Source organism: Methylovulum miyakonense HT12, from assembly GCF_000384075.1.
Classification (GTDB): Bacteria; Pseudomonadota; Gammaproteobacteria; order Methylococcales; family Methylomonadaceae; genus Methylovulum; species Methylovulum miyakonense.
Genome location: NZ_KB913025.1, coordinates 4,148,572 through 4,175,545 on the forward strand (window position 1 = coordinate 4,148,572; position 26,974 = coordinate 4,175,545).

Annotated in this window: 22 protein-coding genes and 2 pseudogenes; 8 read left to right on the forward strand and 16 right to left on the reverse strand. The window is 47.7% G+C overall.

Annotated elements, in window-relative coordinates:
* The first annotated feature begins 1,388 nt into the window (after positions 1–1,388).
* Positions 1,389–2,390 (forward strand): hypothetical protein, encoded by a 1,002-nt coding sequence (locus METMI_RS0120350; RefSeq protein WP_156829920.1) that lies wholly within the window; start codon positions 1,389–1,391, stop codon positions 2,388–2,390.
* On the opposite strand, the gene METMI_RS27215 is transcribed toward METMI_RS0120350, so the two are convergent.
* The 12 genes and pseudogenes from METMI_RS27215 to METMI_RS0120410 all read right to left on the reverse strand — a co-directional run bounded on the left by METMI_RS27215 (position 2,315) and on the right by METMI_RS0120410 (position 14,181).
* Positions 2,315–3,049 carry an IS630 family transposase gene (locus METMI_RS27215; protein ID WP_232215324.1) on the reverse strand — a complete coding sequence of 245 codons (735 nt, stop codon included), beginning with the start codon at positions 3,047–3,049 and terminating at the stop codon, positions 2,315–2,317. The genes METMI_RS0120350 and METMI_RS27215 overlap by 76 nt on opposite strands.
* Positions 2,965–3,342 (reverse strand): annotated as a pseudogene (locus METMI_RS28015) (helix-turn-helix domain-containing protein); the annotation flags it as partial. The gene METMI_RS27215 and the pseudogene METMI_RS28015, both read right to left, overlap by 85 nt.
* Before the next feature lie 63 nt (positions 3,343–3,405).
* Positions 3,406–3,561 (reverse strand): hypothetical protein, encoded by a 156-nt coding sequence (locus METMI_RS27220; protein ID WP_156829922.1) that lies wholly within the window; start codon positions 3,559–3,561, stop codon positions 3,406–3,408.
* 53 nt (positions 3,562–3,614) lie between these two features.
* Positions 3,615–4,166: a recombinase family protein gene (locus METMI_RS0120370; protein WP_029151836.1), complete on the reverse strand. Its 552-nt coding sequence runs from the start codon at positions 4,164–4,166 to the stop codon at positions 3,615–3,617.
* A gap of 149 nt (positions 4,167–4,315) precedes the next feature.
* Positions 4,316–5,047, reverse strand: a complete 732-nt coding sequence (locus METMI_RS0120375; protein ID WP_019868154.1) for a M48 family metallopeptidase — start codon at positions 5,045–5,047, stop codon at positions 4,316–4,318.
* Positions 5,047–8,316 (reverse strand): type I restriction endonuclease subunit R, encoded by a 3,270-nt coding sequence (locus METMI_RS0120380; RefSeq protein ID WP_019868155.1) that lies wholly within the window; start codon positions 8,314–8,316, stop codon positions 5,047–5,049. Before METMI_RS0120380 ends, METMI_RS0120375 begins: the two co-directional genes overlap by 1 nt.
* A 256-nt stretch (positions 8,317–8,572) precedes the next feature.
* Positions 8,573–8,929 carry an endonuclease domain-containing protein gene (locus METMI_RS0120385; RefSeq protein WP_019868156.1) on the reverse strand — a complete coding sequence of 119 codons (357 nt, stop codon included), beginning with the start codon at positions 8,927–8,929 and terminating at the stop codon, positions 8,573–8,575.
* A gap of 15 nt (positions 8,930–8,944) precedes the next feature.
* On the reverse strand, positions 8,945–9,832 hold the full coding sequence (locus tag METMI_RS0120390) for a Fic family protein (protein WP_019868157.1): 888 nt from the start codon (positions 9,830–9,832) through the stop codon (positions 8,945–8,947).
* Complete coding sequence (locus METMI_RS25795) at positions 9,829–11,040, reverse strand: restriction endonuclease subunit S (RefSeq protein WP_019868158.1); 1,212 nt, start codon at positions 11,038–11,040, stop codon at positions 9,829–9,831. The genes METMI_RS0120390 and METMI_RS25795 overlap by 4 nt, the downstream gene beginning before the upstream one ends.
* The gene (locus tag METMI_RS0120400) at positions 11,030–12,073 is read right to left on the reverse strand and encodes a PDDEXK nuclease domain-containing protein (RefSeq protein ID WP_019868159.1); all 1,044 of its coding nucleotides are present in this window, start codon (positions 12,071–12,073) and stop codon (positions 11,030–11,032) included. The genes METMI_RS25795 and METMI_RS0120400 overlap by 11 nt, the downstream gene beginning before the upstream one ends.
* Entirely contained in the window at positions 12,063–13,586 is a 1,524-nt protein-coding gene (locus METMI_RS0120405) for a type I restriction-modification system subunit M (RefSeq protein WP_029151837.1), read from the reverse strand. The genes METMI_RS0120400 and METMI_RS0120405 overlap by 11 nt, the downstream gene beginning before the upstream one ends.
* Before the next feature lie 19 nt (positions 13,587–13,605).
* Positions 13,606–14,181, reverse strand: coding sequence for a restriction endonuclease subunit S (locus METMI_RS0120410; protein WP_029151838.1), 576 nt, complete (start codon positions 14,179–14,181; stop codon positions 13,606–13,608).
* 265 nt (positions 14,182–14,446) lie between these two features.
* Between METMI_RS0120410 and METMI_RS0120415 the strand changes: the two genes are divergently transcribed.
* The 4 genes from METMI_RS0120415 to METMI_RS0120430 all read left to right on the forward strand — a co-directional run bounded on the left by METMI_RS0120415 (position 14,447) and on the right by METMI_RS0120430 (position 18,996).
* On the forward strand, positions 14,447–15,622 hold the full coding sequence (locus tag METMI_RS0120415) for a ComEC/Rec2 family competence protein (protein ID WP_019868162.1): 1,176 nt from the start codon (positions 14,447–14,449) through the stop codon (positions 15,620–15,622).
* Complete coding sequence (locus tag METMI_RS0120420; RefSeq protein WP_232215325.1) at positions 15,579–17,927, forward strand: ThiF family adenylyltransferase; 2,349 nt, start codon at positions 15,579–15,581, stop codon at positions 17,925–17,927. The genes METMI_RS0120415 and METMI_RS0120420 overlap by 44 nt, the downstream gene beginning before the upstream one ends.
* Entirely contained in the window at positions 17,915–18,550 is a 636-nt protein-coding gene (locus METMI_RS0120425) for a hypothetical protein (protein WP_019868164.1), read from the forward strand. Before METMI_RS0120420 ends, METMI_RS0120425 begins: the two co-directional genes overlap by 13 nt.
* A 92-nt stretch (positions 18,551–18,642) precedes the next feature.
* Positions 18,643–18,996 carry an IS1/IS1595 family N-terminal zinc-binding domain-containing protein gene (locus METMI_RS0120430; protein ID WP_019868165.1) on the forward strand — a complete coding sequence of 118 codons (354 nt, stop codon included), beginning with the start codon at positions 18,643–18,645 and terminating at the stop codon, positions 18,994–18,996.
* Between the two features lie 820 nt (positions 18,997–19,816).
* On the opposite strand, the pseudogene METMI_RS0120435 reads toward METMI_RS0120430, so the two are convergent.
* The 4 genes and pseudogenes from METMI_RS0120435 to METMI_RS27555 form a co-directional block, all read right to left on the reverse strand.
* Positions 19,817–20,035 (reverse strand): annotated as a pseudogene (locus METMI_RS0120435) (IS66 family transposase); the annotation flags it as partial.
* Positions 20,036–20,161: 126 nt separating this feature from the next.
* Positions 20,162–20,419: an IS66 family insertion sequence element accessory protein TnpB gene (gene tnpB / locus METMI_RS24790; RefSeq protein WP_083930421.1), complete on the reverse strand. Its 258-nt coding sequence runs from the start codon at positions 20,417–20,419 to the stop codon at positions 20,162–20,164.
* Complete coding sequence (tnpA, locus tag METMI_RS24795; RefSeq protein WP_040572809.1) at positions 20,395–20,802, reverse strand: IS66-like element accessory protein TnpA; 408 nt, start codon at positions 20,800–20,802, stop codon at positions 20,395–20,397. The genes tnpB and tnpA overlap by 25 nt, the downstream gene beginning before the upstream one ends.
* Positions 20,729–21,025, reverse strand: coding sequence for a hypothetical protein (locus tag METMI_RS27555; RefSeq protein WP_019868168.1), 297 nt, complete (start codon positions 21,023–21,025; stop codon positions 20,729–20,731). The genes tnpA and METMI_RS27555 overlap by 74 nt, the downstream gene beginning before the upstream one ends.
* A gap of 151 nt (positions 21,026–21,176) precedes the next feature.
* Here METMI_RS27555 and METMI_RS0120455 point away from each other — a divergent pair, with 151 nt between their 5' ends.
* The 3 genes from METMI_RS0120455 to METMI_RS25810 all read left to right on the forward strand — a co-directional run bounded on the left by METMI_RS0120455 (position 21,177) and on the right by METMI_RS25810 (position 26,766).
* Positions 21,177–22,076, forward strand: coding sequence for a molybdate ABC transporter substrate-binding protein (locus METMI_RS0120455; RefSeq protein ID WP_019868169.1), 900 nt, complete (start codon positions 21,177–21,179; stop codon positions 22,074–22,076).
* A 95-nt stretch (positions 22,077–22,171) separates the two neighbouring features.
* Positions 22,172–23,029 (forward strand): substrate-binding domain-containing protein, encoded by an 858-nt coding sequence (locus METMI_RS25805; protein WP_019868170.1) that lies wholly within the window; start codon positions 22,172–22,174, stop codon positions 23,027–23,029.
* A 455-nt stretch (positions 23,030–23,484) separates the two neighbouring features.
* Positions 23,485–26,766, forward strand: coding sequence for a two-partner secretion domain-containing protein (locus METMI_RS25810; protein ID WP_019868171.1), 3,282 nt, complete (start codon positions 23,485–23,487; stop codon positions 26,764–26,766).
* Positions 26,767–26,974 lie beyond the last annotated feature (208 nt).

Here is a 26,974-nt window from a genome sequence, read left to right on the forward strand (position 1 = left end):
ACGAAGTATTTTTGGAACATTTTGCAGAAAATGGTGTTGCCAGTGGTAAAGATGCGCCATGTCCAAAATTCACCTATTTTAGTCGCCGCATATCATTATGATTCATATAACTTTCTTTATTGTTTTATGGCCATTGCGAAGTAATATTGGAACTTGTTTATAAAATGCGAAGTATTATTGGTGCTTTTTGCGGAACCGACGGGGAGCGGCCAAAACCGGGGGTAAATTCGCCTGAATTCTGTAAAGAGACGTTATGCGATGATAAAGCCTGTTAGTAACTGGGAAGAGTCCTTTGTGCTGTTTTAAATGGCGATTATGGCAATCAATTTAATCGCTGGTACCCGTACAACGAACTAAATTTAGAACAAACGTGTAACTAAATTTGAAACTTTTGAATAAGATAGTTTTTGGGTAGTATTTCGTCTGAATTATTTATTTTTTGTGTTTACCGTATCATTATCAACTCATTGATAATGATGTAATATTAATACAATTTTCGAACTAATTTTGAAACTTAATGAATTTTGCGAAGTAAATTTAGAACTTTTTGAATGAAAATGGCTGTTTTCAAAAGACTGGGCTGCGCTTCCGAATCAATTATCGGTAAAACCAGATACAAATATGTGGAATAATGAGTTAAAAAAAGAGGGGGCTTATCATAAACGTTCTTGAGGGATGTCGCCCGAAGGAGGCCTTTGGCGATTACTTTCCTAAATGTAGATGCATTTGGTATGTGGCCAAATTAGAATTGTTCAAAAAGTTCTAAATTTACTTCGCAAAATTCATTAAGTTTCAAAATTACTTCCCAAGACAGCGAAGTAAAAGTCAGAACAAATTAAATTAACAGATATTTAACCTAATGATTTATATTATTTTTATAAATTATCTTTTGTTCTAAATTTAGTTCGTTGTACGGAAATCCTAAGCGGGCAACAGCCAAACCCACCACCGAAATGATGTTATGGGCATTTTGCGGCCTTAATCTGATGAGGGTCAATGTTAATGGCGCGGTGTGCTGTGGTATAACGCAACTAAATGCCGTACAAACGAGCATTTTAGTGTTGCTTGGATTCCCGTCCACCCTTTATCGGGCATTGCGGAGCAATCTGGTGAACTGGCCGTTTGAATGAGCGAACCGTGAGTTATTATTAACATAACCCATGGAAATTTGGTGCCTGGATTATGAAAAAATCAAGACGCCTATCAACGGGTTGCGTAATCCAATTGAGTTTGCCCCCGATTTTGGCCGCTCCCGCCTGCTTTAATCGGGAAGTGGAAGCCAAACGTTTTATGGCGGAAATGCAGGGGAGGGACGGCTAAGCCAATTTGGGCTGGAAGTCGAGCCTATCCTTAACGTCTAATCTAATCCACGCTTAATGGGAATAACCATGCCATCAAACGCAGTAGACATGCTCCTCTCCACTATCCGCTCCGAAGCGAAAGACTTGCGTTTTTTCACTATCGCTTTTTTAACGCTGTTGCTGTATTTAAGCTTAATTGTCGTAGCGACCGATCATGAACAAATCCTGCGTATATCGCCTGTCAAGCTGCCTTTGTTAGATGTCGAAATACCAGTCTTGGGCTTTTACTGGTTTATGCCGCCCTTCCTGTTTTTTATGCACCTTTACATCCTAGTGCAGCATTATTTGTTCTCCCAACTCGCCTTCAAATTTGAAGAAGTCTTGTCAAAAGAATCGTTCGATATGCAAGACAACATCCGCCGACGTTTGGGTAATTTGCCTTTTATGCACTGGCTGCTAGGTCGGCGTAGCACCATCATGCAGTTAATTATGGTAAGCATCAGCCTAATATCGCTGGTCATCTGGCCTGTGTTCATGTTCTGGTGGATGCAGGCAAAATTCTTACCCTATCACGACGAAAACTTGGTGTTCTGGCAGCAAATTTGTCTAAGTACAGACATTGCGATGTTGGCTTATTTGTGGGCAAAAACACTGGACAGAAGCGATAACGCCTTGCATTGGTGGCGGCAAATGGCACAATTTGGCTTCGGCTTGCGTCGCTTGTGTGTCTGCGAATGGCGTTATACGCGCTTGCATTGGCAAAGATGGAACACAGCCATTTTGTCCCGCCCAGTTTGGGCTTGGTTAGGTCTATGGCTGCAAATCGGCTGGCAGGTTATGATTGCAACAACACATCGGCAACGCCTACAAATTGGTTTTGGTAGTTTGCAAGAGGGGATTAATCGCCTGCTCTTCATTTTATTGCTGTTAACAGCTTTATTCTTTAGCTGGCTAGTGTCTATAACACCGGATTCTAAACAGGAAGAGCGTTTGGTAGCATCGCTTATAAGTAATTACACAAAAGTAACCCGGTATTCATCGCCGAATTTTGAAAGGATGTCCAATACGGCCTGTTTCAATGTCCCGTAACTGGCATAGCACGATAGGGGCAGCCATTCATACTTGATCTTGCGCCAGACGATTTCGATCAGGTCGGGCTCAGGGCTATAGGGCGGCAGATAATGCAACACGACACCTTGCGCCATCCAGTCGTCGCGGCGTGCCAGAAAGGCGCGGCTGGTGTGCATGGAAGCGTTGTCAATAATGACGACGCACGGTTTTTTATGGACGGCGTAGCCGTCGCCATAGTGTGCGGCGAACTGGTCGAAGGCTCCGGCCACCTGTTCAGTTTTGACGCGCCCTTCAACGGTGTGGAAAAAAGACCGGCTGTCCCGGGAAACAAACCCCAGGACATTGAGGCGCTGGCTATGGAAACAGGGGATTTCCAACGTCCGGCCTTTGGGTTGCCAGGCGTAAGGCACGGAGGACGCGGTGCTGAAGCCGGATTCGTCAAAATAGAACAGGCTGATTTTGTCTTCATCGTCCCATTTTTTCAGGGCGGTTTGGATGTCCTTGGCCTTGGCAAAGCCCTCGGCACAACGCCTGCTTTTTACGGAGCGCCTGCACCGCCGCCATGAATAACCGGTTTTTTTAAAATGCGCCTTAACGTCCCGGTCGCCGACTTTTTCCGGGTCCGGGCCTCCAGAAGGGCTTGGGCCTGCTTGATTTGGCGCGGTTCTTCGTCCAATTGGGCCCGGAACAGTGCGATTTCTTCGGGCGTGTAAATCGGTGGCCGCCCGGAGCGCGGCAAATCCCCAAGCCCGCCGACACCTTGCGCGTTGAAGCGGTTGATCCACTGGCTGATAGGGTCACGGTCAACCTGGAAAATGGCTTGTAGCTGGTTTATCGTATGCCCGCTGCCGCTCAGCAACAAGGCGTGGGCGCGTCTTCGCACCTTAAAGTTTGGGTGGGTCTTGTAAAGCGCATCCAACTCTTGCTTGTCTGTGTCGCTGAGTGGCCGGACAAATTTTAAACGTGGCATGGTGGTGGTGGCTCAAAAAGCTTATATTTTATACCATAAAACTTATGTCAAATTACTTAAGCTTTATTTAAGCCATATTAAGATAGAAAAAATTATTATAGAGATAAAAAACACACTAATATATAGCTTTATATTTGTTTCCTTATTGTCATGCCCTACTTGTTTTGAATCACGTCCTGAAATTGCCGTTTGGCGAATTTTGTTGTCATTATCTGTCATAATATTCACCTTAATGATGATAAACTTGAGTTTAGAAATGTTCAAACATGTGCTTAATTCCTAGCCTTCACGCTATTGTAAAGTGTGGCACGGCAAACCTTGAGCAGTTTGGCGACCGCAGCCGGACTCTCGCCCCTGTCTAGCAATTCCCGCGCGTGTTTGACCTGTTCGCTGGAGAGTGACGGTTTACGCCCCAGCTTCTGGCCGCGCCGCTTCGCCGCCTTCAATCCGGCTTGGGTGCGTTCGATAATCAGTGACCGCTCGAACTCGGCTAGTGCCGCCAGTATGTGACCCATCAACCGCCCCGCCGCACTTCCGGTGTCGATGGCTTCGGTCAAGGACAGGAAGGCCACCCCCTTGCCTTGCAGTTCACCCAGCACCGCCACCAAATGCGACAGAGACCGCCCCAGACGGTCGAGCTTCCAGACCACCAACGTATCCCCAGCCCGTAGCAATTCAAGGCAGCGCGTCAATTCTGGCCGCTTGGCGACTGCGCCGCTGGCCGTGTCGGTAAAAATATACTCGCACCCCGCCTTAGTCAGGGCGTTAATCTGTAAATCCGCTTTTTGGTCATCGGTCGAGACCCGTGCATAACCGTATTTCATGCCCCTATTGTTAGACAAAATTGCTGGACTTGCAAGCCGTTGATATTGCGCGTTTTGCCGATTGTCTAAAAAACCTTCATTTTTTAGACAACAAGAAAAAGATTTAATAAGCATTTTTAGGAGTGCTGTTTTCAACAGCGTAAGAAATTTTAATAATTCAACAGCAACTCAGCCATCCCGTCCAACTTAATCTTAATTTGTTTCCATCCGGGCATTTGTAAACTTAATAGTCTGTAGAATTCGGGACTGTGATTGTGTTCCTTTAGATGGCAAAGCTCATGGATAATCACGTAATCGATACATTCTGTGGGAGCCTTTATCAAATGCGGATTCAACAGGATATGTCCCTGAGGCGAACAGCTTCCCCATTGTTTCTTCATTGTCAGCAGTTTAATCGTGAGAGATTCGCCGTTCAGCCACAACACGCTAGGCACCAAAGCGTTTAGGCGGCGATGAAAAACTTGACGGGCGTGAGAGGCATACCAGTCTTTTAACAGTTGCCTCACTTTTTCACTGGAACGGTCGGCAGTGGCAACGTGTAATTGCCCTCTCAACAATTTCACCGTAGGCGGATGATTGTTGGCCAACGCCACTATTTTTAAGGGATACCGCTTCCCCAAATAAAAATGACTTTCGCCGCTAATATATTGTCTGGGCAATACTTCCGATCGCGCTTCACGAATACGGAATAAGTTCAGGGATAACCAACGCGCACGCTTCAATACCGCTTGCTTAATCTGCTGTAAGTCAGCATCTTCCGGTGCATCCACTTGTACCCTCCCATCAGGATGGATATGGATGACAATCTTAGAAGTTTTACGGGTCAGAAAAGTGACTTGATAATGGATTTCCTCGCTACCGTAGCGAATGGTCTGTTGCATTAGCGTTCTTTGGACAGGCCGACACGGGTAATTTGCACGATATGTTCAATCACTTCCTTGGCTTTATCCATGCCAATCAGCTTAAACAACCGTGGCAATAAACTTTTACGAATTTCAGCTTCAATATTTTGCGGATTGACAGAGTTTTCCGCAACCGCCTTATCAACCACTTCGTCAATAGCAAAAGCTTCTCCGACATAATGGTTTATTTCCTCGGGTGACATGGCAACAAAAGCGTCTTCGCCGATAACCAATTTGAGCACACCGAAATAAGCCTTTGCGTGCGAATTTTTAGCCAATGGACTTGGTATATCCACCACCTCGCGGCGAGCCAGCTTTTCTTCCAAATCCTTATAAAAGACATACTGTTTAAACGGGTGTTCGAACATGGCTTCTGTCTCGCGGATAGCCTGTTCCAATAGTTCCGAAAAGACCTTTTGTGTATAAGGGTCGTCTTGGAGTTCTTGCTCGATGGTTTTCTTCAACCGGGTGCGGATAATGTCGGTTTCGTTACGGATTTTTTCATCGCTCCATTGCTCAGGCTTTTGTTTACCTAGCTCGTTGACGATAAAAACACCCTCAGGCTCCCGAATACCTTCGCCGACCACATGCTTATCAATCAATTTTTTGATTCGTGCCGCGTAGTCTGAATAGTCAATCGTTTCACCCGCATCTTGGCGGGAAATTTGCCTAAGTTGACTGAAAAAGCGCACATCGCGTTTATAGATGCGAATATCCTCCTCATTGAAGCTACGGTCTTCGTAAAAACTACCCGATCCCAGCGCGACTTCCAGGCATAAACTAAACGCTGTCAACGCCTCGTAAAAATCTTCCCGTACCCGTTGCTTCGCATCGTAACCATCACCTGCATCATCGGTTTGGTAATGCGGAATCAGAACCTGCCGGAACTGCTCCAAATCCGCCCGATTATTGACGTCCTTAAAAATCGCCCATAGCTTGTCATGCAAGCCAGGTAATTTTTTATATTCGGTGCTGACGGGGTGGTACAAACCCGCCAAATCGTCGATGTCATAGCCGTCTTGAGTCCGTTCGGCTAAATTTTGATAGGCCTCCAAAGTGGTATCCAGTTCTTTCAAAATCCCCCGGTAATCAATGAGCAGACCAAATTTTTTCGACTCATGTAGGCGATTGACGCGGGCAATCGCTTGGATCAGATTGTGTTGCTTCAGCGGCTTGTCGATGTACAGCACCGCGTTACGGGGTTCGTCGAATCCCGTCAACAATTTATCGACCACAATCAAAATCTGCGGATCATCTTCCTCAGCAAACCGCCGTATGACCTCTTTACTGTAAGCTTCTTCGCTTTGGTTGCCGACCTGCTCTAACCACCACTGCTGCACCTCAGGCTTATAGCTTTCGTCCACCTCATCATGGCCTTCACGGGTATCGGGCGGTGACATGATAATGGCACTGGACACCAAGCCTGTTTCATCGAGATATTTCTTGTAACGGATCGCCGACAGTTTGCTGTCGGTTGCCAATTGCGCCTTGAGGCCATCGGCAACATTTTTCACGAAATGGTCGGCAATGTCGTGTGCGATCAGTTCGATACGGCTATCGGATTGGTAGATTTGGCCTTTTTGCGCGAACTTCTTTTTCAGGTCGGCGCGTTGCTTGTCAGTTAGCCCTTCGGTGATGCGCTCGAACCACAAATCAATGGCCTTGGAATTGGTGCCCAACTCCGGTACGCGTTCTTCGTACAGTAAGGGCGTTACCGTGCCATCCTCCACCGCACGTTGCATGGTATAGGCATGGATGATGGGGCCGAATTTATTGGTCGTTTTATCGTTCTTCAGTAACGGTGTGCCAGTAAAGGCAACATAAGCCGCGTTGGGCAACGCTAAGCGCATCCGCTCGTGGGTTTCGCCGCCGTGGCTGCGATGGCCTTCATCAATTAAAACGATAATATCAGAGCTGGAATTGTGGCATTCCGGCTGCTTGGAAGCGGTAGCAAACTTATTGATAATCGAAAATAAAATCCGCTCGTTACCGTGGCTGATGCGCTGCGCCAAATCCTTGCCGGACGTGGCTTTGGCTTTTTCGATGTCCCTAGGGGAAGCCAGCGCACCGGCATTGGCAAAGACTTTGCTCAATTGGGTTTCCAAATCAATTCGGTCAGTCACCACGAAAAAGCGGCACAGTTTTAACTGTTCATGCAATATCAAAGCCTTAGCCATAAACACCATCGTAAATGACTTTCCCGACCCTGTAGTATGCCAGATCACGCCGCCTTGACGGGCATCACGGCTATCTTTGCGGATCACCTGACCTAGCAATTTTTTGATGCCAAAATACTGCTGATAACGGGCGGCAATCTTGCCGTTTTTCTTATCGAACAGGATAAAAAAGCGGATAAACTCCAGCAAACGGTCTGGCTTCAGCAAACTGACAATCAACTTATCCTGACCCGTGGGCAATAGCTTGCCTTGTGCGGCTTGGCTTTCGAAATGCCGACCCATCCCATCGGGTCTATGCCCAAACAATTGAATAGTCTGGGCATCTGATAATGGCGTATTTTTAATAGCGTCAAATTCCTCATCTTTCAGCAATTCTTCCCGCCATAACGCCCAAAACTTGGCGGGCGTCCGTGTCGTACCATAGCGACCATCCAAGCCATTCACAGATAACAGCAATTGGCTGTAGGCAAACAAATGCGGAATTTCGGCGACACCCTGGTTCCTTAGGTGCTGGGAAATGCCTTCCTTGAGCATATCTTTGTGCGGGTTATGCGGATCGGGGCGCTTGGCTTCGATGCACACCAACGGAATACCGTTGACGAAACAAACGACATCGGGCCGTCTTGTGCCAGTGCCTCCGGCATTCAACACGTCAAATTCGTCAGTGACCTGAAAGCGATTGTTGGTTGGGTTTTCCCAATCAATGAGGGCGATGGTGGGCTGGGCTTTTTTACCGTCAATGAATTCGGTCACGGTCAACCCTAAGGTCAAGTGATCATACAGCCGCTCATTGGCGGACAATAAACCTTCGCCCAAACCGGGCGAAGCCAACTGCCGCACGATGTCGTCAATGGCATTATTAGAGAGCGGATACGCTTGGCCTTTCCAATTGAATCGGCGTTTGCGCAATTCAGCTATCAACACCGACCGCAACAACACCTCGGACGTTTGCCCGCCACGATAGGCCAGTGCTTGCGTTGGTGACAGATACTCATAGCCCATCGCCATTAACACCTGCAAGGCAGGGATTTGCGAACTGAAGACTTCCTTGGTTTCAGGGATGATGCTCATTGATTAGCTCCTTCTCCCCCAGGGAGAAGGTCGGGATGAGGGGATAATAATAAGCAATTTTCCTTATTGTAATTTCCCCTCGGCAATTGCTCCATGCTTTGCTCTACCTCCTGCGTCCTCGCAGTCGTCACCCAGCCCTCTCTATCTGGAGCATAGGTATCTACACAAGTATTAAACATAATAAAAACATAAGGTTATATTGCGATTTAACTCCCTCTCCCTTTGAGAGAAGGAGCTTTTAGATTTGTGTAGATACTCATGCCTCTGGAGAGGGCTTTTTTTCAGAAAGCTCATTAACAACCAATCGAATCGCTTCCAATACCGACTCTATATCCCTGATGACATCATGATTCCAAAACCTCAACACCCGATACCCCAAAGACTCCAAAAAACGGGTGCGCTGTTCATCCTGATCCTGCTGAGTAGCGTGCTGACCACCATCCAATTCGATAATTAATTTTGGTTCCAAGCACAGAAAATCAGCTATATTCGATCCTATAACCTGCTGCCTACGAAATTTGCAATCCTCTAACTGTCGGTTGCGTAACCGATACCACAGCAATTTTTCAGCATCGGTTTGATTTTTTCTTAAGGCTCTAGCGAGTTCTTTCATTTTTATCCCCTCACCCTAGCCCTTTCCTTTATGCCCTGTGGGTACGGAGGGAGAGGGAACTGAACCTTCTACGATCCGCAAGTAACGCTCTAGGGTGGCTTGCTCCAAGCTGGCTACTAATTCGATAAACAAGCTGTAATCGCCACGGGTATGCGCGGTATCCAAGGCATCGTAATAGGCCAAGCGATTTTCGACCGGAATAATCACGGGCAGCAAGCCTTGGCGCATCAGTTCAAAGTTCATTAATAACCGCGAGGTACGACCGTTGCCATCCACAAACGGATGGATGTCGACGAAATCGACATGCAAACGGGCTGCGCATTCCACTGCGTGCATCAATAAAGCTCCCTCCCCAACGGGAGAGGGTTGGGGTGACGACTGCAAGGATGCGGGAGGTAGAGCAAAGCATGGAGCACTTGCCGAGGGAAAATTCAAACCAGTCACTTGCCGATACCAATCCACCAAACCCGCCATCGCTTCCGGCACTTGAATATAATTCGGTGGCAAATGCTCGGCACCGGCAATGACGACGTTTTCCTTGCGGTATTGCCCGGCATTGCGGTCATCGATATTTTTCAGCACCAAATGATGGATGGATTTGATTTGCCACTCGCTCAAGGTTTCCTGGTTTTTTACGATGGCCTCGACATAATCGATGGCTTCCTTATGGTTGATGACCTCGAAATGCTCGCGCAACGGCTTGCCGCCGATGGTGATGCCTTCCAGCACCACCTTGGTTTCCTTCAAGGTTAAGGTATTGCCCTCAATAGCATTGGAATGGTAAGTCCATTCCAACACTTGCTGTTCGTGTAGCGTGCGGACGGTGTGTTCGGGTAGCGGGCGCAAGCTGTCCAGACGAGATTTTAGGCGGTCGATTTCGGCGAAGCGGGCGGCAGTATTCATGACTCATCGACCTTCACGCGGCGTTTGCCGGTGAGTAGTTGTTGCATCAGGGCTTTTTTCTCTTGTTTCAGGCAGGCGAGCTTTTGTTGTAGGGTTTGGATTTCGCGGTCGGCTGCGGTAAGCACTTGGGCAATTTTTTGTTGTTCTTCTAGTTTTGGAAGTTCAATATTAAGGTGTTTCAGATCGTTACCGTATAGGTGAATAATAGTAACCCCTTGAGCGAAAGAAGCAATTTGATGCTTTTTTATGTGGGTTAATAAATGGGCTATGAATATTGAACATACTAAATTACGGTTTGGACGCAAAATATTTATATCGCCACCAAGCAAAACGTCATCCTCTAGCAAAGCAACTGCATTAGCTAAATCAATGCCAGTTGTTGTCGTGGATGATGGTATCAAAATATCTCCCGCAACAGATTTCGTTCCTTCTTCAGAATTAGTCCGGCTTACGATATTTTTGATCACTTCTCCATATTTCGTATAAAGCTGCCCATAAAGAATACATTTATATTTGCCGTTGCTAGAAATAAGATCTTTTGAAAGTCCATATCCTTTTTTAAAGTCACAAACTTGTTTGAGTCTATATCTCTTCCATTCATCTTCGAATTCTGGAAAACGTATTTGACTTTTTAGCAAAATTTGCACCAAAGCCTTTTTCTGTTGCTGACAATTATCCAGCAATTTTTCTGTAGTCGAGATGGCTTGATCCCAAACGGACAGGATCTTTGCAATTTTCTTTTGTTCACTAACCGGCGGTAAATTTACAGGCAGCTTTACCAGTTTTTCTCTCGTTAGATGGGAAATGCTTGTTCTAGTCGTATAGTCATCAAGTAATTTTTTTCCAGCTAATGACTCCATATAATATTGAAAATATTCTGGAAGAATATTCCCCTTAGTTCGCAATCTATGTAACGCCTTTTGGTAGTAGCAAGTTGATAATTGTTCGTTCCATATTGCACAACGTCCGACTTCCCCCCCCTCGCACATAATCACGTCGCCATGTTTTAAAGAAAACTTCTCTCTTTGCTTTTCAGTGAAGTGCATTTCGTTCATTTCATCCATGTAAAATTTTCCCCATTGAACGTTAAAGTTGGTCAAATAAGGAAATTGTGGATGCTGCATTTTTGCTTCTTGGTTCAGCATCTTGCCTAATTGAACATCAAATAATTCACCTACTTTCTGTCGCGTCCACCCTTTAGATACCATGGCGTTCTCCCTTCACTGTCAATCGCTGCTGTACCGCTTGCCGTTCCCGTTCCAACTCTAATCTCAGCTCGTCCTCAGTCGGCAAATAAGGCAGATATTTAGCTGCAAACAATTGTTGGTTGTCCGCCAGTACCGAATATTTGGCGATGGTTTCGCTTTTTTGACTGCATAAGATCAGGCCGATGGTCGGGTTGTCGTCCTCGCCTTTTTTATGTCGGTCGTAAATCCGCACATAGCTATCCATTTGCCCAACATCCTGATGAGTCAGCTTGCCGAGTTTCAGGTCGATCAGTAAAAAGCATTTGAGCTTGAAGTTGTAAAACACCAAATCAATGTAAAAATCTTGGTCATCGGTGCTGATGCGTTGTTGCCGGGCAACGAAGGCAAAGCCCTTGCCCAGCTCCAGCAGAAAGTGTTGCAAGTTATCAATCAAACCTTGTTCCAGCTCGCTTTCCAAGAAGCTTTGTGCTGGCAAATTCAGAAAATCCAGCACATAAGGATCACGCAGATACTCTTCTGGCCTGGTGCTTAGTTGCGTGGTGTTTGCCTGTGCTTCTTGCTCGACGGCGGTGCGATCCTGACTGGCTAACAGGCGTTCGTAATACAGCACGCCAATCTGCCGCTCCAAAGCCCGTACACTCCAGTTTTGTTCCAACGTTTCTTGCTTATACCAATCGCGGGCACGCGGGTTTTCCAGCCGCAACAACACACGATAATGGCTCCAGCTCAATTCGAGACACAGTGTGTCTCGAATTGGAAAGCTTTGATAAAACCGACGCATGTTACGCAAATTGGAAACATCAAAACCTTTGCCGTAGTCGCGTGTCAGTTGTTCCGACAAGTGTTGCAATTGCTGTTTGCCGTAAGCAGCGCGTTGCTGGCCTTGCTGTTCATCTTCGACAATCACGCGACCGATATGCCAATAGGCTTGCACCATTTCGCTGTTGACGGTTTGATGCACCCGCTGACGGGCCTGCTCGATGATGTGCCGGATTTCCGACAACAGCGGGTTGTTTGCAGCATCAAGCGTCATAACCCAGCTCTTTCAAGTAGTGGTCCATTTCGATTTCCAGTTCCGCCAATTGCGCCTTCAATTGCTCACGCTCCTTGCGTACCGCCAGCAAGTCAATTTCCGCCTCTTCCACGAAGGTATCGACATAGCGCGGAATATTCAGGTTGAAGTCGTTTTCCTGAATGTCGGCAAGGCTCGCTAAGTAGGCGTATTTATCAATGGATTGTCTGTTGCGGTAAGTGGTGACAATTTTTTGAATGTCTTCGGCGCGAAGAAAATTCTGGTTTTTGCCGTCGCGGTAATCACGGCTGGCATCAATAAACAGCACTTTTTCGTCAGTTTTACGCTTTTTGAAAATCAAGATAGCGGCAGGAATGCCAGTGCCGTAAAATAGTTTTTCCGGCAGGCCGATAACCGTATCGAGCAAATTTTCTTCAATCAATTTTTTTCGAATTTGGCCTTCGGCGGCACCACGGAACAACACGCCGTGCGGCACGACCACACCCATTCGCCCGGTGCCAGGTTTAAGGGTTTCGATCATGTGCAAAATAAAGGCGTAATCACCTTTGGTTTTGGGCGGAAAGCCACGCCGATAACGGCTGAAACGGTCATGCTGGGCTTCTTCGTAGCCCCATTTTTCCAGAGAAAACGGTGGATTGGCGGTGACGATGTCGAAATGTTTTAAGCTTTCATCGGGATTGAGCAATTTAGGGTTGCGTAAGGTGTCGCCCCATTCGATACGGTGATTGTCTTCGCCGTGCAGGAACATGTTCATTTTGGCAAGTGCCCAAGTGGAGCCGATGGCTTCCTGCCCAAACAAGGCGTATTTTTTGGAGCCGTTGAAGTTTTCCCGAATTTTGCGCCCGCATTTCATCAGCAATGAGCCGGAGCCACAAGCCGGATCAGCTATTTCGTCACCTTCGCGGGGTTCCAAGATGTCAGCTATCAAATCGGATACTTCCGGTGGGGTATAAAACTCGCCCGCTTTTTTGCCAGCACTGGCGGCAAAGTTTTTGATTAAAAACTCGTAAGCACCACCGATGATGTCCAACTGGCCGATTCGGGACGGACGCAAGTCTAAGGTGGACTTGTTAAAGTCTTCCAATAAATGGCGCAGGATGTTGTTTTTCTGTTTGTCGTCGCCCAGTTTGTTGGAATTGAAGCTAATGTCCTGGAACACATCACGCAGTTTGCTGATGTTAGCTTCTTCGATGGCATGTAAGGCTTGGTCGATACGTTCGCCATTACCGGGTTCATGCCGATGCTCGAGCAAATGGTAAAAACCTGCCGCTTTGGGAAGGACGAAGCGCTCGTTTTTCAACAGTTCTTCAATCAGCTCCGGTTCGTCGCCATGTTCTTTTTGGTATTGGTCGTAGTGATCCTGCCATACATCGGATATGTATTTCAAAAACAGCATGGTCAGGACATAGTCTTTATAGATACTGGGGTCTACAGTGCCGCGAAAGCTGTCGCACGCGGCCCAGACGGCTTTGTTAATGTCATCCTGTTTGATCGGTTCCCTGTTTTCGTTCATAGCGTGTTCTCTGGTTTTTTTAATTTTCACGTAGTATTTGTTTGGCTATCCCGGTCATGGTGCGCTGCATATTGTCAGTTAAAGCCGCCATTACCCGGAGTTGTTGTTGCCATGCGTGGTTAACCGACAATATGGCCTGTTGTTTTTCAAGCGATGGAATCGCAACGGGCATATTGTCTAACACTTGCCGACCAATAGCTTGCACCATGCTGCCATGGGATGATTTTTGTAAATAGTGTTGGATCGGTTCTTGATTAATCTGCCATGCCAAAAAACCTGGCAAAATGTTGACTCCGCGCTTAACAGTCAAATGAAAAAAATGTGGAGAAAGCACCGTATCGAACGGCACTTCATCGAATAGCAACGCAAAATTGCGGTTGCCTCTGGCCACAAATAACAAGTCACCATTTTTCAACCAATCCGGTTGTTTCTTCCCTGGCAAATCAGTCACGACTAAGCCAGTCCAATCAATGCCTTTCCCAACATCAACATCTTTCATCTGGATCACGTGGACATTTCCGTTTTGATCTTCTTCTATTTTTCCTCTAAAGGCATATCCGGCTCGGATTGTGGCAATTTGTTTTAGGAGCTTCATGGTTAGTAGTGAATAGATATATTTTGTCAGCCATCATACCTGCTTAAATTGCATCATGCAATTTGATGCAATTTAAGTATTGACAATATAAACAGTCGTGATAACATCATTTGCGTCAATTACTTTGATGCAATTTATTTTATTTTTAACATTGCCTTGAAATATTATATGGCAACCCTATATTGCCATTAGTAACTATATATTGTGTTATTATTTTTAAAAATCATAATATATAGTGTTTATTAAATATCAGTGGAGACTCGAATTGAGTACAAAAATTACTTTTTTTCCGGTTGGCAACGGCGATATGACGTTGATTGAGCTTGATGATGCCAGCCAAACCAAGATTTTGATCGACATGAACATCCGTGAAAGCGCGGACGACGAAGCCAATGCAGATTATTTCGACGTCTCCAGCGAACTGAGAAATCGCCTTAATAACGATTCCAATGGACGCCCCTACGTTGATGTCTTTCTCCAAACCCATCCAGACCAAGACCACTTGAGAGGCTTAAGCAAACATTTCCATCTTGGCGCAATTGATTGCTACAAAGAGCCTAAGGATGGAGAGCAAGCGAAAATTATCATTCAAGAAATTTGGTCATCCCCTATTGTTTGGCGGCGTGCAGACCGTCGAACCGGGCATACACTTTGCGAAGATGCCAAAGCGTTTAATACTGAAGCAAAGCGCCGCGTCAATTTGTACAAAGAAACCCAAAAAATCGGCGAAGCCGGTGATCGCATCCGAGTTATTGGTAAAGATGAAGACAACAAAACAGATGGCCTAGAAGCAATATTGACTGAGGTAGACAAAACATTTACCAAGATTAATGAACGTGAAACTCAAATGGTCGAAGTGTTTGTGCTTGGCCCCTTGCAGTCCAAGGATATTGAAGAAGAAGATCGGTTATCCAAGAATCACTCAAGTGTCATCTTGCAATTTAAGATTGCATCACGGCCTTACGGCGCTAAAACCAACCGGTTTTTGTGTGGAGGCGACGCGGAAGTCGCAATCTGGCGCAAACTATGGCAGAAACACCGATATGACACGCACTGTTTACGTTATGACATCTTGTTATCGCCACATCATTGTTCTTGGCATAGTTTGTCGGAAGACAGTTGGAGCCGTTCTAAAAACCCTAAAGTGGACCAAGAAGCCAAATCGGCACTCTCACAAGCAGAACGTTACGCTACGGTTATCGCCAGCAGTAATGTCATCAAAGACGATGATAACGATCCGCCGTGCTGGGGGGCCAAGAAACAATATGAAGCCATCGCCAAGAATGTCGATGGTGAATTTGTCTGTACAGGAACTCAAGATCAAGAGGTCATTGAAATTACACTGACATCTGGAGGCCCCCAAAAAAGTCCAAAACTAGCTAGCAACATTACCTTTGGTGCTGGACTTGCCTCAGGTGCAAAACCAAAGCGACATGGTTAATACTGTGGGATTGCTCTCAAAGGATCCGCCAATCGCTGTGAAAGAAGCAATTAGCCAAATCCTAGCCCATCCTTCCGTGAAAAATGCAGACATCAGTCCCAGTGAGGACAAGCATGGAAACTGGGAAATCGAAATCAACTTGATTGTCCCGTTGCCACGAGATGCTGTTAATGAAGGAATCACTAAAACCGGTGTTAAGGCAATCGAATGGGTGAAGATTTTATTTCCAGCAGCTTTCCCCAGCCTCTCCCCTCGGCTTTTCTTGCGTGCAGATTTCAATCGAGCCCACCCGCATATTAATCCGGGCAGACAAGGCGAATTGGTCTCGCCTTGCATTTATGAAGGTAGGCTTGACGACTTATTGCATGAACCGGACTGGATAAACGGCTTAATCAACCAGCTCGCCGATTGGTTAAGTAAAGCTGCGGCTGGAGAGTTACTGGATTGCTCCGGACAAGGGTGGGAACCAATTCGAAGGGATAGCGTTGAAGGATCGATTGTTACCGAAATATCCATCATTCGTGAGCGGATTACCAAAGCGAAAATGCCATTATGCCAATATATTCGGTATGAATATTGGCAATCTGTTATAGGACATTCCGGTCGAATTATTGATGAAAGTATGTTCTATCCGACCATCGGCGAAGCTATTCGACACTTCGAAATAGGCAACACTAAACGATCTCAATTTGGGACAAATTATTCCCTGGGGCTGGTGGTTTCAGGTGGAATCAAAAACACAATTTCTATTTATCAACCGGACGATGTCAATAGCCTTGAACAGTTGCTGGTTAGAGCCGAAAATTATGGCTGTCGATCTGGGCTGGAAATTCGTCTAAAGGAAATTAGCGAAAAAATCTCCCTTCCTCTAATAGAGCAAAAATTGGATATTGCTGTCATATTTACCGTAAAACGACCCTGCAATCTAATCGGCGAAGACAGTGACATTGAAGTCATTCCTTATGGAATTACTTTTACTTCTGACAAAGACCACCGATTGCAATTAACCCGAACAACGGTTTTTCCATTAGTACAAATTCGGAAAGTGAATCCAAAGCTATTAGCCGAAACCTCGGATCGTAATTTCAACAAAGCAGATCACCGCAAAGAAATTGCCATGATCGGCTGTGGCAGCTTGGGATCAAAAATTGCATTGCATCTCGCTCGCTCTGGACATGGTCCATTTAGGCTTTATGACAAAGATTGTTTTTCGCCACATAACAACGCAAGACATGCCGTAGCAAATTTTGCTGCGGCCGAATTCATGCTCCCCAAGGTTTGGTTAACTAAAGACCTACTAAAGCAAGTTGGTGCCAATGTTACTGAAGTGAGTAAATCCCTGGAAGATGTCATTTTCAGGCTACAAAATAAGCCAGACCTGTTTGCAAAATGTAATGGGCTAATTATCGACGCGACGGCTTCCAGTTCTGTGCAAGATGCTCTTTGCGTGGTCAGCCCAAAGAATTTCGGTGCGCCACTCCTTCAAATTGCGCTGTATGGTCGCGGGCAGATTGGTTTTTTTGGCCTAGAAGGAAGAGACCGAAATCCAAGGGTCGACGATTTGGTTGCCCAGCTTTATCAACTAGGCTGGGAGTCCAGCACGATTGGGACTAAATTATATCAATCCACAAAATTTGACCGAATAAACACCGGTCAAGGGTGCACATCATTTTCGATGAAAATGTCTGACGCAAAAATCTCACTATTTTCAGCTGGCATTGCTGAGCGGACATCACAGTTACTCGATAACGGCATTCCGAAGGACGGAGAACTTTTGGTCGGATTGCTTACCGAAGATTGTTTAGGAGTCAATTGGATGCGTCAATCCACGACCAAAATCGAAGTCATCCACGTTGGAGATAAATCAAAATGGGAGCTAAGAATTCCTTTTGCCTTAAAAGATCGAATGCGCATGGAGACTGAGCAGCACAAACCCTTGGAAACCGGAGGCGGCTTAATCGGGCACATCAATTGGGGTAGACGAACAATTTATGTAACGGGTCTTCTTCCACCTCCTATGGATAGTGAATTTCGAACTGACGAATTTGTTCTTGGTATTCAAGGTTTGAAAAAGCAAATTAGTGCTCTTGAAAAGGCCACTAGCCATACGCTCACTTATTTGGGGACTTGGCACAGTCACCCGAACGGAGGCGGCGCATCAGGGACAGACAAAAGAACATTGGTAGATCTGACAAGAGAGCGGGGTAACGTCCCAAGCATCTGTTTAATTTATCGACCAGAAGGGCTGATATCAGTACCAGGCCCAATCACAAATCCATTGGAGAACTCCGAATGCCGTCATTAAAAATGATCAACATGCCAAGCATCGTTGCCATGACATTGATAAATACTGGGCTATTGTATTTTTTTTCGCAAAGTATAGAAATTGATACTCAAGTGGTTGGGTCATTTATGACCAATTGGAAACTTTCCGGGTTAGCTGCGGCAGTATCGACTGTGGCTATCGGAGCATTGAGCCTGATTATTCCAAGGCAGGTTAAAGATGCACTAGTGTATTTACGCTGGCCCTATGCGGCGCCTGGCCATCGTGCATTTTCAATCTATGCTCAACGTGATATCAGAGTAGATTATGAACGGCTGAAAGCAGACCTTCCTGAATTGCAGGATCAATTGACTTTAACGCCAGTAGTTGAAAATAAGGTTTGGTACAGATTATTCAAAGCTAATGAAAAAATCCAAACCGTTTCCCATGCTCATCGAATGTGGCTAATGTACCGAGATCTAACAACGCTGGCTTATATATTCTTAGGGGCATTTGTAATTGTGTACCTATATTTAAAACCAGATATTAACTATGATCTTTATCTAGCAATCTTTATTCTGGAATTATTGCTTTTCTGGAGTGCTGCCTGGAATTCTGGAGTACAGCTTATTTGTAATGTTTTGGCATCAGCATCGACTGACTAGTGTTAATTATTGGCTATGTCACCGTTAATTATGGAATCATCCCGCTAAAGCCCTATCGAATCATTTAACCGCCATTTGACTGGGATAAGTTGATGATTACCGAAGACTTTAATGAATTACTGTCAAACCTCTTTAGCCATCATCAGCGCAGCGTGATCAAGGCCGCACTTGACCGGCAAACCGGCCTGCCCGAAGTCATAGAACTGGTTGAAACCCGCTTTGAGCTGAAACCTGCTTGTCCGTATTGTGCAGGTATTCTGCTGTCGAGGTACGGCTTCGCCAGCGGCCTGCAGCGCTACCGTTGCCAAAGCTGCCAGAAAACCTTCAATGCCCTGACATGCACGCCCTTGGCGCGGTTGCGCCATAAGCCAAAATGGCTGGGTTATTTGGCCGCTTTGGCGGAGTCAAAAGCCGTCCAACGAAGTATGTTTGTTATTTTTGTGTAAGTATTTTTGTTACTTTTTGTAACATCCAGAACGCTCCGTACGTAAACCCATAGAATCAAAAATCCAGAACTTTAAGCTAAAATGCAACAGACTGTTTTTACTATCATTATTTTTATTGCAACGAAAATTGCGAAGTATCGTTGTTACTTTTTGTTGGATTGGCGAATATATAGCCTTGGAATGATCAACTTCATCACGCTTGGCATCAACAGAATGCCTCCCCTTTGCAGCATCCACTAGGCCAACCATTGGCAGCGCCGATAAGAGCGCCACATTACTTGGTGGATATCGTCAATCAGTTCACCCGACTTAGTGAGAGGCACCGGACTGCTTTAATTTTGGCGTACCATAATCTCGGATTGACAAGAAAGAACTCGGCGGTGGCGCCCTGAATCCAGAAATCAATTAAAACAGGTTTTTGGTCTTCGGATTCCAGCAAAGCTGGCCGTTCGCAAAAGCTTTTACCGAAGGCAAGGCTTACAACAAAAGCCGTTGTTGAATTGGCTATATGAAAATAGGGTCAATGGACGGCCCAGCTTGGGGCTAAACGCATCAAATCGATCACGACAGGCAGGACGTTCCGTCTCCAGTGGTTTAATGTAACTCATTTCGCAACCTCCCCTTTTCAAAAATCAAGTTACGAAATTGACATTGCATACAGAATGTAACAAAAATACTTCGCGATATTCGAAAAGTAACAATTTTACTTCGCAAGCATACGAAGTAAAATTGTTACTTTATTGAAACAAACAACTAATAACCTATTGATTTATAATAGAGGAATTGGGGTACATGTAGTAACAAAAATACTTCGCTGTACGGGCGCCAAGGCTTCGGCTTCATTCAGGAACAGGTCACGCTGAGCCGGATTCGCCCGCGCCTCGGACTTGGCCGCGAAGAATCGGCGCAGATAGGCATCCAGCCGCTCTTTCAGCAAATCACGCTCGACCGTCATCACCCGGAGTTGATTCGCAAGACGTTGCTGCTCGGCCAGCAAGGCTTGGTATTCGCCGGTGGAAAGGGTGATGGTCGTCGTCATGGGCCTATTCTACTGGCTTTATGACATCGCTTCAGCCCACTTTTGTATAATTTCTCTCCGGATGCGGCCGCATCGCCGCCAAATCAATACCCGCCAACAGCCAGTGCAACTGCTCCACGGTGAGTTCTACGACCGCAGCGTCCTTCGGCCAGCGAAAACGATCGGCTTCCCCAGCCGCTTGATCATCAGCCAGAAGCCGGTGCGGTCCCATAGCAGCAGCTTGATCCGATCCCGCCAGCGATTGCTGAAAACGAAGATCGCCGGTGCGAAAGGATCCAATCCCAGGTATTGCTCGACTAACAGTGCCAAGCCATTGATAGCCTTGCGGCCATCCACCGGTTCTCGATGCAAGTAGACCTTCAATCCAGATTCGAAGCGGAACATGGCAAGCCGGCCAAACAGTTTAATAAGGGCGGAAGATCGGTCGGCTCAACACCCTGCAAATCCAGTTTAACGCCATTCGGCAAAACCACACTGAGGGATGACCCCGTCGGCTCCGGTGCCGCCAGTGACAGAACCGGTGCAAAGGCCGGCCAAGTTGATGGAATGCCGGTTACCGGAGTGACCTTTTCACGATAACGCTCGATCCACTTACGCAGCAAGTTGGCATTGATGCCATGTTCCAGCGCTATCCCAGCCACCGATCCCCCGGGCCGCAAACAGGCTTCGACCAACTCCCGTTTCGCTTCCGGGTCATAGCAGCACCTTCCATCCCGCTTGTGCCCCGCGATCAATGATCGCGACAATGTCGTCTTCTTCTCTGTCATAGGTGTCCACCTTCTTGTACGTGGACACCATCATCTCCTCTTTCTTCCAGTTGTTCCAGACGCTGTTAAATGAGCGCTTACGTTGATTTCCCCGATTCCCTGGTAATTTTTGCATGTTGATTAACAGGCAATAACCGCCAGCAAATTTTTCGCCGCTGAAATCGGACGGATCCCATTTCAGCTTTCGCGAAAAATGTTGGCGCGCTTGTAAAGAAGCAGTCAATCAATTGACAAACAAATGGATTTCCATATAGACTAAACATTATATACTAAAGTATATAACGAATAAGGAAGCTACAGCGGGTGGATTAGCGCCGGTTGAGGAAGGATTCTAGTTGTTCTATTAATTACTTATCTAAATGAGAGGAATTCCGATGTTTATACGTAATGCGAAGCATTTTGCAATAGCGGCAGCAATGGTTGCGCTGCTTTCGCCCAATGTTCAGGCCACTAGTACGATCACAATTTATGCTTCGCCGACAGTAGGAAGTGTAGCGACCGATTTGGTTTCTGACTTTCTCAGCGTAACCGGCGACCTGGGGCTGGGTTATAACGTAAGGTTACAAATCATGTCTGATACCGACGCACAAGCCGCCATTATCGCTGCCGCCGCAACGGGTACCGGCCCCGATCTATTCCTGTCTAAGTCCACCGCCTCGCCGAACGCTATCATCGCTGACGGCATCTCGCTTGATGGTCAGCTCATCAAATTCGCCAAAGATTCGCTGGTGCTTTACAGCAGCGCAGAGAAGGTGGCCAATATACAGAGCGTTCTCACTAACGGGACAGTGGATAATGTCAAGCTAGAACTTAGTTCTCTGACAGTATCGATCCCAGATCCTGCGCTAAATGACCCTTATGGGCTTTCGGCGCAAAAACTCCTCGGTGGCAGCAAGCCCAGCAGTTGGTATAGCAAGTTAGACAATAGCGGAGTTCTCGTCAAATCGATCGATTCGGTGAGCGCTTATGGCTCAGTGAGGTATGTCGATAAGGTCGACGGCGGAACCGATTTAGCTTTTACCGGTTTAAATCAGATTTGTAATGCGCTGGATGGCACGAAACACTTCGAACCGGGCGCCAAACAATGGGTTATTCCTTCGGTGTTGGGACTAGATATTCAACTCGCTGGGGTTGCACTGGTCAATAGCGCTAATCAGTCTAATCCTGCGCAATACCAAGAATTGACAGACTTTGTCAGCTTTCTTACAGGCACGGCACTCGCAGAAGGCGCCAAGACAGGAAAAGACACCTTGGCGGAACATTGTTACCACTAAAGAAACCCACGGAAATGTCTTTACGAAACGATGGCTGCAAGCCAGTTACAAATATTGGCTTGAGTCTTAAACAAATTCATTAAAAGGTAAATTATATGATTTTAAAGAAACTTAATATGTGGATCCTGAGCGTTTTGCTGTGCGGAGGATTAGCCAATCACAGCGCCCACGCCTCGGGTACTATCAATATAGCGGTAGCTGCGAATTTCTATACAACATTAGGTATTATCGTACAAAACTTTCTAAACAGTAACCCAGGGAATACTATTAACGTAACACCAGATAGTTCGGGTGTTTTATACAATACCATCGTCGCCAACAACGGCGTGAACACTTATGACATGTTCCTGTCCGCCGATAAAAAACGCCCAGACGACCTCGTGAGCCTTCATCCAACGCTCGTTGTTTCCGGTACGGAATGGCTGTATGCCGTAGGTGAGTTGGAATTTTGGTCGCCGTCGATTAACGTCAGTGCCGGAGTAGTCTATCCATTAACGCAAAATCTCGTGCTGGCCAACCCTTCCACAGCACCCTATGGCACTGCCGCAGCCACCGTATTGAATACGATATCCGGCGGCGTTATCGCTTATCCGCCTCTTGCCGGAACCACCTATCCGAACGGGGCGGCTTTTGTCAACGTCAGGGCGAATATTTCGTTAACCAAATCGGCTATTACGAGTACAGGATCTATCAAAGAAGGGTTTATTCATCAGTCCTCCATTTGTACGCAATCCGGCTCGACGAAGACGTTCACCGGCTCCCATCATACTTATGCCTGGAATGATCCGACTTATCCCCATGCAAAAATTGCGCAATATGGAATTCAGTTAGTTAACAGCGCCAGACCTTCCGGCAGTGGATCCGATACGTTGTTGACTAATTTTCGTAATTACCTGGGCACTACTTCTGCTCAAAATGTTATTAAGGGTTATTGCTACGCAACGACTTTATAACTTGAAACGTTACCGTCGGTGCGACCCGATGGTAACTTCAAACAGTTTCGAGAAAGAAACAAACGCCGTCGGCGCGAGCTGGCGGCGTTAGTCGGTTTTCCCAGTAAACGCCGTTAGCTTCCTTACCTTAAGGTGTCCCCAAGTACTTATAGCCAACTGTATTTTCCGAATCAGGATATTGCTGTTAGGCAACTTTTGTTGATTTGACAACAAAATATACAACAATTGCGTTGCATTATAGGTATTACTATATAACGATTACCTTACGATAGCCCTGGAAAAAGTCGGCGATGTGAGAGATACATGTAAGCTGGCTTTGGATAGACCTGCAATTGACCGACTTCCGGTTATAGTGCTGCTGGTTATCACTACGGCTTATTAGACTGGCAAGCAAATTGCGTTGTTAATATTTCAACCTATGTACTAATAGTTATAACGAAGAGTGGGTAATTAAAATGGTTATAATTCAGCACATCCGCGAACTGTTTCCGCGCCACAAGCTTGTCCTAGCCCTTTCGGCCGGGCTTGGGATCAGCCCCATAACGACGCTTGCCTCACCCACGGGCGCTATAGTCGTCAGCGGTAGCGCACAGATCGGTCAGACGGGGGCGGTGACCGACATCAACCAGCACACGGACAAGGCGGAGATTGACTGGCAGGGCTTTTCAATAAGCGGAGGGGAAACGGTCAACTTTCATCAGCCCGGTTCCTCCTCAATCACCCTCAACCGCGTATTGGGCAATGAACGTAGCGTGATCGACGGAGCGCTCAACGCCAATGGTCAGATCTTTCTCATCAATTCCAGCGGCGTCCTGTTCACCAAAGGCAGCAGCGTCAATGCCGCCGGGTTGGTGGCAAGCACGCTGGTTATCCGTAGCACCGACTTCAAGGCTGGCCGCTACATTTTTCAGGACACTGGTGGCAGCGGATCGGTGATTAACATGGGCACCCTCAGCGCGACCGACGGCGGCTACGTGGCGTTGATTGGCGAAGCGGCCCTGAACCAAGGCGTCATTATTGCCAGCCGTGGTACGGTGGCGCTGGGCGCGGGCGAGAAGATCACCCTCAATTTCAACGGTGACTCGCTGCTGAATGTAAGCTTAGACCAAGGCGCACTCAATGCGCTGGTGGAGAACAGAAAGGCTATCTACGCCGATGGCGGCAAGGTGCTCCTTACCGCCCGCGCCGCCGACGAACTGCTGGCCAGCCAAGTAAACAACAGCGGGCTGGTGGAGGCGCACACACTGGGCGACCTCAAGGGCGAGATCGTCGTCCATGCCTATGGCGGCAGTGCCCATATCGACGGCACACTGGACGCTTCAGCGCCGGAGGACGGCGACGGCGGCTTCATCGAGACCAGCGGCGACCAGGTTAAGGTCGCCGACAGCGCGCGCATCACCACCCAGGCGGCGGCCGGTCGGATCGGTCACTGGCTCATCGACCCGGACGGTTTCACCATCGCCGCGGCTGGTGGCGACATGACCGGCCAAGCGGTCAGCAACGCGCTCTCTAGCAATAACCTGACCTTAACCTCAACCCAGGGCAGCGGCAATAGCGGCGACCTCAACGTCAATGATTTGGTGAATTGGTCTAGCAACACTATTCTGGGCTTGATCGCCACCCGTAGCGTCAACATCAATGCGCCGATCACCGGTGCGAACGGCGGTCTCGCCCTGAGCGCCGGAGCGGATGTCAATTTCAACGCGCCGTCATCGGCGAACGTCGCTAGCTTGACCGCGACCGCCGGCGGCGACATCAATTTTAATGCACCGCACACCTGGACGGCGCCTGGCGCTTGGCGCTTCGCCGGCAATAACATCAACGTTAACGATGCCGTAAGTTGGGCCGACGGTCGGGTGACTTTCAATGCGGCCAAGCTCATCAACCTCAATGCGGTGATGACGGTAAGCAACCATGCCGAACTGGTGGCGACTTATAACACGGCTAAAGATACCAGCAAAGACGCCAACGGCGTTCCGACACCGACTTACGGCGCACCCTTGGGGGGCTTCAACCCGCTATTTGACGATACCAAACAGGAATTCGTGGGTCGGCTCGATTTCGTCAACAACCAGGCCGAAAGCCCTTTGACCATCAACGGCAATCGGTACACCCTGATCACCAGCATCGGCGGGTCGGGGGCGCATGACTTAAGTGTGATCGATGCGAATACTGCTCCGGAATTTGGGAGCATCGGCTATTACGCACTGGCCGCTGACCTGACAGCACCTTCAACAGCCTTTGCTAAATGGCCGATCCATTGGCTGGGTGGCTACGACTCAAACGCGGGGTGGATAACGGCTGGATTGGAAGGGTTGGGCCACGCCATCAGAAACCTGACCATCAACGACCAGAGCGGAGCCAATTATGGCACCGCCTTGATCGGAGAAGTTTTCCAGGGCAGTTTCGTCAGCAACCTCAACCTGGTCAATATCAATGTGACGGGGTCGTTCAGCTATGTCGGTACGTTGGTCGGGCGAAACCACGGTTTTGTCGGCAATAGCTATGCGCGCGGTACGGTAAGCGCCAGCGCGATCACCGACAACTTCGGAAGCCTGCACGCGCTGGTTGATGTCGGCGGCTTCATCGGGTATAGCGATGGGACTATTTACCGCTCCGGGGCGGATGTGGCGGTAACGACCAAGGATGTTTTGACCGTCGGCGGCTTCGTCGGCTTGAATTACTCGTCTGGCAATCTTACCGACGAATCCGGCAATCCATTTCCCTTCGGCGTCATTCTCGACTCCTACGCCAGAGGCGCGCTGAACCTGACATTCACCAATTATAACGCCACAGTTGATCCTAGCTCCGATATCGGCTTCGGCGGCTTCGTTGGCACCAACTACTCTCTGATCAGCGGCTCCTCCTCCAGCGGATCGGTTACTGTCGTGGCGCAAACCCCCGAAGGTTATCCCATCGCTCTCGGCAACATTGGCGGATTCGCCGGTGTAAATACTTCAGGGTTTTTCAATGCCAACGCCGTCATCAGCAACTCGACCTCGTCTTCATCCGTAACCGGCACGGTGATCGGCGGCCCGGATCAGGGAGGTTTCGGCCTTATCGGCGGTTTTGTAGGGAAGAATTACGCTGCCCAGATCAATAATTCGTCCGCGTTCGGGCGGGTTAATGCGGATAACGCATATGATGTCGGTGGTTTCGCCGGCAATAACACAAACGGCGTTTTGACCGGAAATACCTTCAATTCGGCGACCACCGGCCAGAATTTCGGCATTGGTGACATTGGTAATTTAACCCCTTCAAACGAGGGTACTGCAAACACCACTGACCAGAACCCGTCTCCCAACCAAGGGCGGCAGCCGTCGTCACAGGCGCAGAACGCAAGCGATGCGCGCACCCAGGCGCAAGCCTTGAACAACCAGGCCACCGCACAGCGAATCGATGCAGCGGCGCAGGAACAGGCGGCCGCGCAAGCGGCTGCCCAAGCCGCCCAGCAGGAGGCTGAGCAAGCGGCTACCCAAGCTGCCCAGCAAGCCGATGCCGCCCGGACTGCATCGCAGTTGGGGTCGACACGGACAGCGGAGGTTCAACGGTACGCTGGCCCCGATGCCCTAGCTAACGCCAATATCTCGTCCGCAGCGACCCCCCCAGCCCCCATTGACAACAATATTGTTCAAATCGAGCCAGCCAGCTATTCCGCGCATGTGCGGAGTATTGAGGTTGATGGCGTAACTTATGACTTGGACGAAGAGGATGAAAAAGAGGACAAAAGCAAATAATTCAACATGAGAATAGGGCAATCCTTGTGTTGCGCGGTGAAAGATGCCCCGAAAAGCCGCGTGTATTTAATTAAAAGACCATGAAGCAACTGTCAAGAGGGATTTGCAATGAAATCGGTATCAAAAACGATAGTGATGCATTGTTCCGCTTGCCGATCTTTTTTCCAGCCCTTATTTATCAAAATTAACCTAATGAACCGAGACCTTC

What these genes read in the sequence shown, in the direction of transcription:
- METMI_RS0120350 (WP_156829920.1), top strand. Translation starts at nt 1,389, where the DNA reads ATGCCATCAAACGCAGTAGACATGCTCCTCTCCACTATCCGCTCCGAA.
- METMI_RS27220 (WP_156829922.1), bottom strand. Translation starts at nt 3,561, where the DNA reads ATGACAGATAATGACAACAAAATTCGCCAAACGGCAATTTCAGGACGT.
- METMI_RS0120370 (WP_029151836.1), bottom strand. Translation starts at nt 4,166, where the DNA reads ATGAAATACGGTTATGCACGGGTCTCGACCGATGACCAAAAAGCGGAT.
- METMI_RS0120375 (WP_019868154.1), bottom strand. Translation starts at nt 5,047, where the DNA reads ATGCAACAGACCATTCGCTACGGTAGCGAGGAAATCCATTATCAAGTC.
- METMI_RS0120380 (WP_019868155.1), bottom strand. Translation starts at nt 8,316, where the DNA reads ATGAGCATCATCCCTGAAACCAAGGAAGTCTTCAGTTCGCAAATCCCT.
- METMI_RS0120385 (WP_019868156.1), bottom strand. Translation starts at nt 8,929, where the DNA reads ATGAAAGAACTCGCTAGAGCCTTAAGAAAAAATCAAACCGATGCTGAA.
- METMI_RS0120390 (WP_019868157.1), bottom strand. Translation starts at nt 9,832, where the DNA reads ATGAATACTGCCGCCCGCTTCGCCGAAATCGACCGCCTAAAATCTCGT.
- METMI_RS25795 (WP_019868158.1), bottom strand. Translation starts at nt 11,040, where the DNA reads ATGGTATCTAAAGGGTGGACGCGACAGAAAGTAGGTGAATTATTTGAT.
- METMI_RS0120400 (WP_019868159.1), bottom strand. Translation starts at nt 12,073, where the DNA reads ATGACGCTTGATGCTGCAAACAACCCGCTGTTGTCGGAAATCCGGCAC.
- METMI_RS0120405 (WP_029151837.1), bottom strand. Translation starts at nt 13,586, where the DNA reads ATGAACGAAAACAGGGAACCGATCAAACAGGATGACATTAACAAAGCC.
- METMI_RS0120410 (WP_029151838.1), bottom strand. Translation starts at nt 14,181, where the DNA reads ATGAAGCTCCTAAAACAAATTGCCACAATCCGAGCCGGATATGCCTTT.
- METMI_RS0120425 (WP_019868164.1), top strand. Translation starts at nt 17,915, where the DNA reads ATGCCGTCATTAAAAATGATCAACATGCCAAGCATCGTTGCCATGACA.
- METMI_RS0120430 (WP_019868165.1), top strand. Translation starts at nt 18,643, where the DNA reads ATGATTACCGAAGACTTTAATGAATTACTGTCAAACCTCTTTAGCCAT.
- tnpB (WP_083930421.1), bottom strand. Translation starts at nt 20,419, where the DNA reads ATGTTCCGCTTCGAATCTGGATTGAAGGTCTACTTGCATCGAGAACCG.
- tnpA (WP_040572809.1), bottom strand. Translation starts at nt 20,802, where the DNA reads ATGACAGAGAAGAAGACGACATTGTCGCGATCATTGATCGCGGGGCAC.
- METMI_RS0120455 (WP_019868169.1), top strand. Translation starts at nt 21,177, where the DNA reads ATGTTTATACGTAATGCGAAGCATTTTGCAATAGCGGCAGCAATGGTT.
- METMI_RS25805 (WP_019868170.1), top strand. Translation starts at nt 22,172, where the DNA reads ATGATTTTAAAGAAACTTAATATGTGGATCCTGAGCGTTTTGCTGTGC.
- METMI_RS25810 (WP_019868171.1), top strand. Translation starts at nt 23,485, where the DNA reads ATGGTTATAATTCAGCACATCCGCGAACTGTTTCCGCGCCACAAGCTT.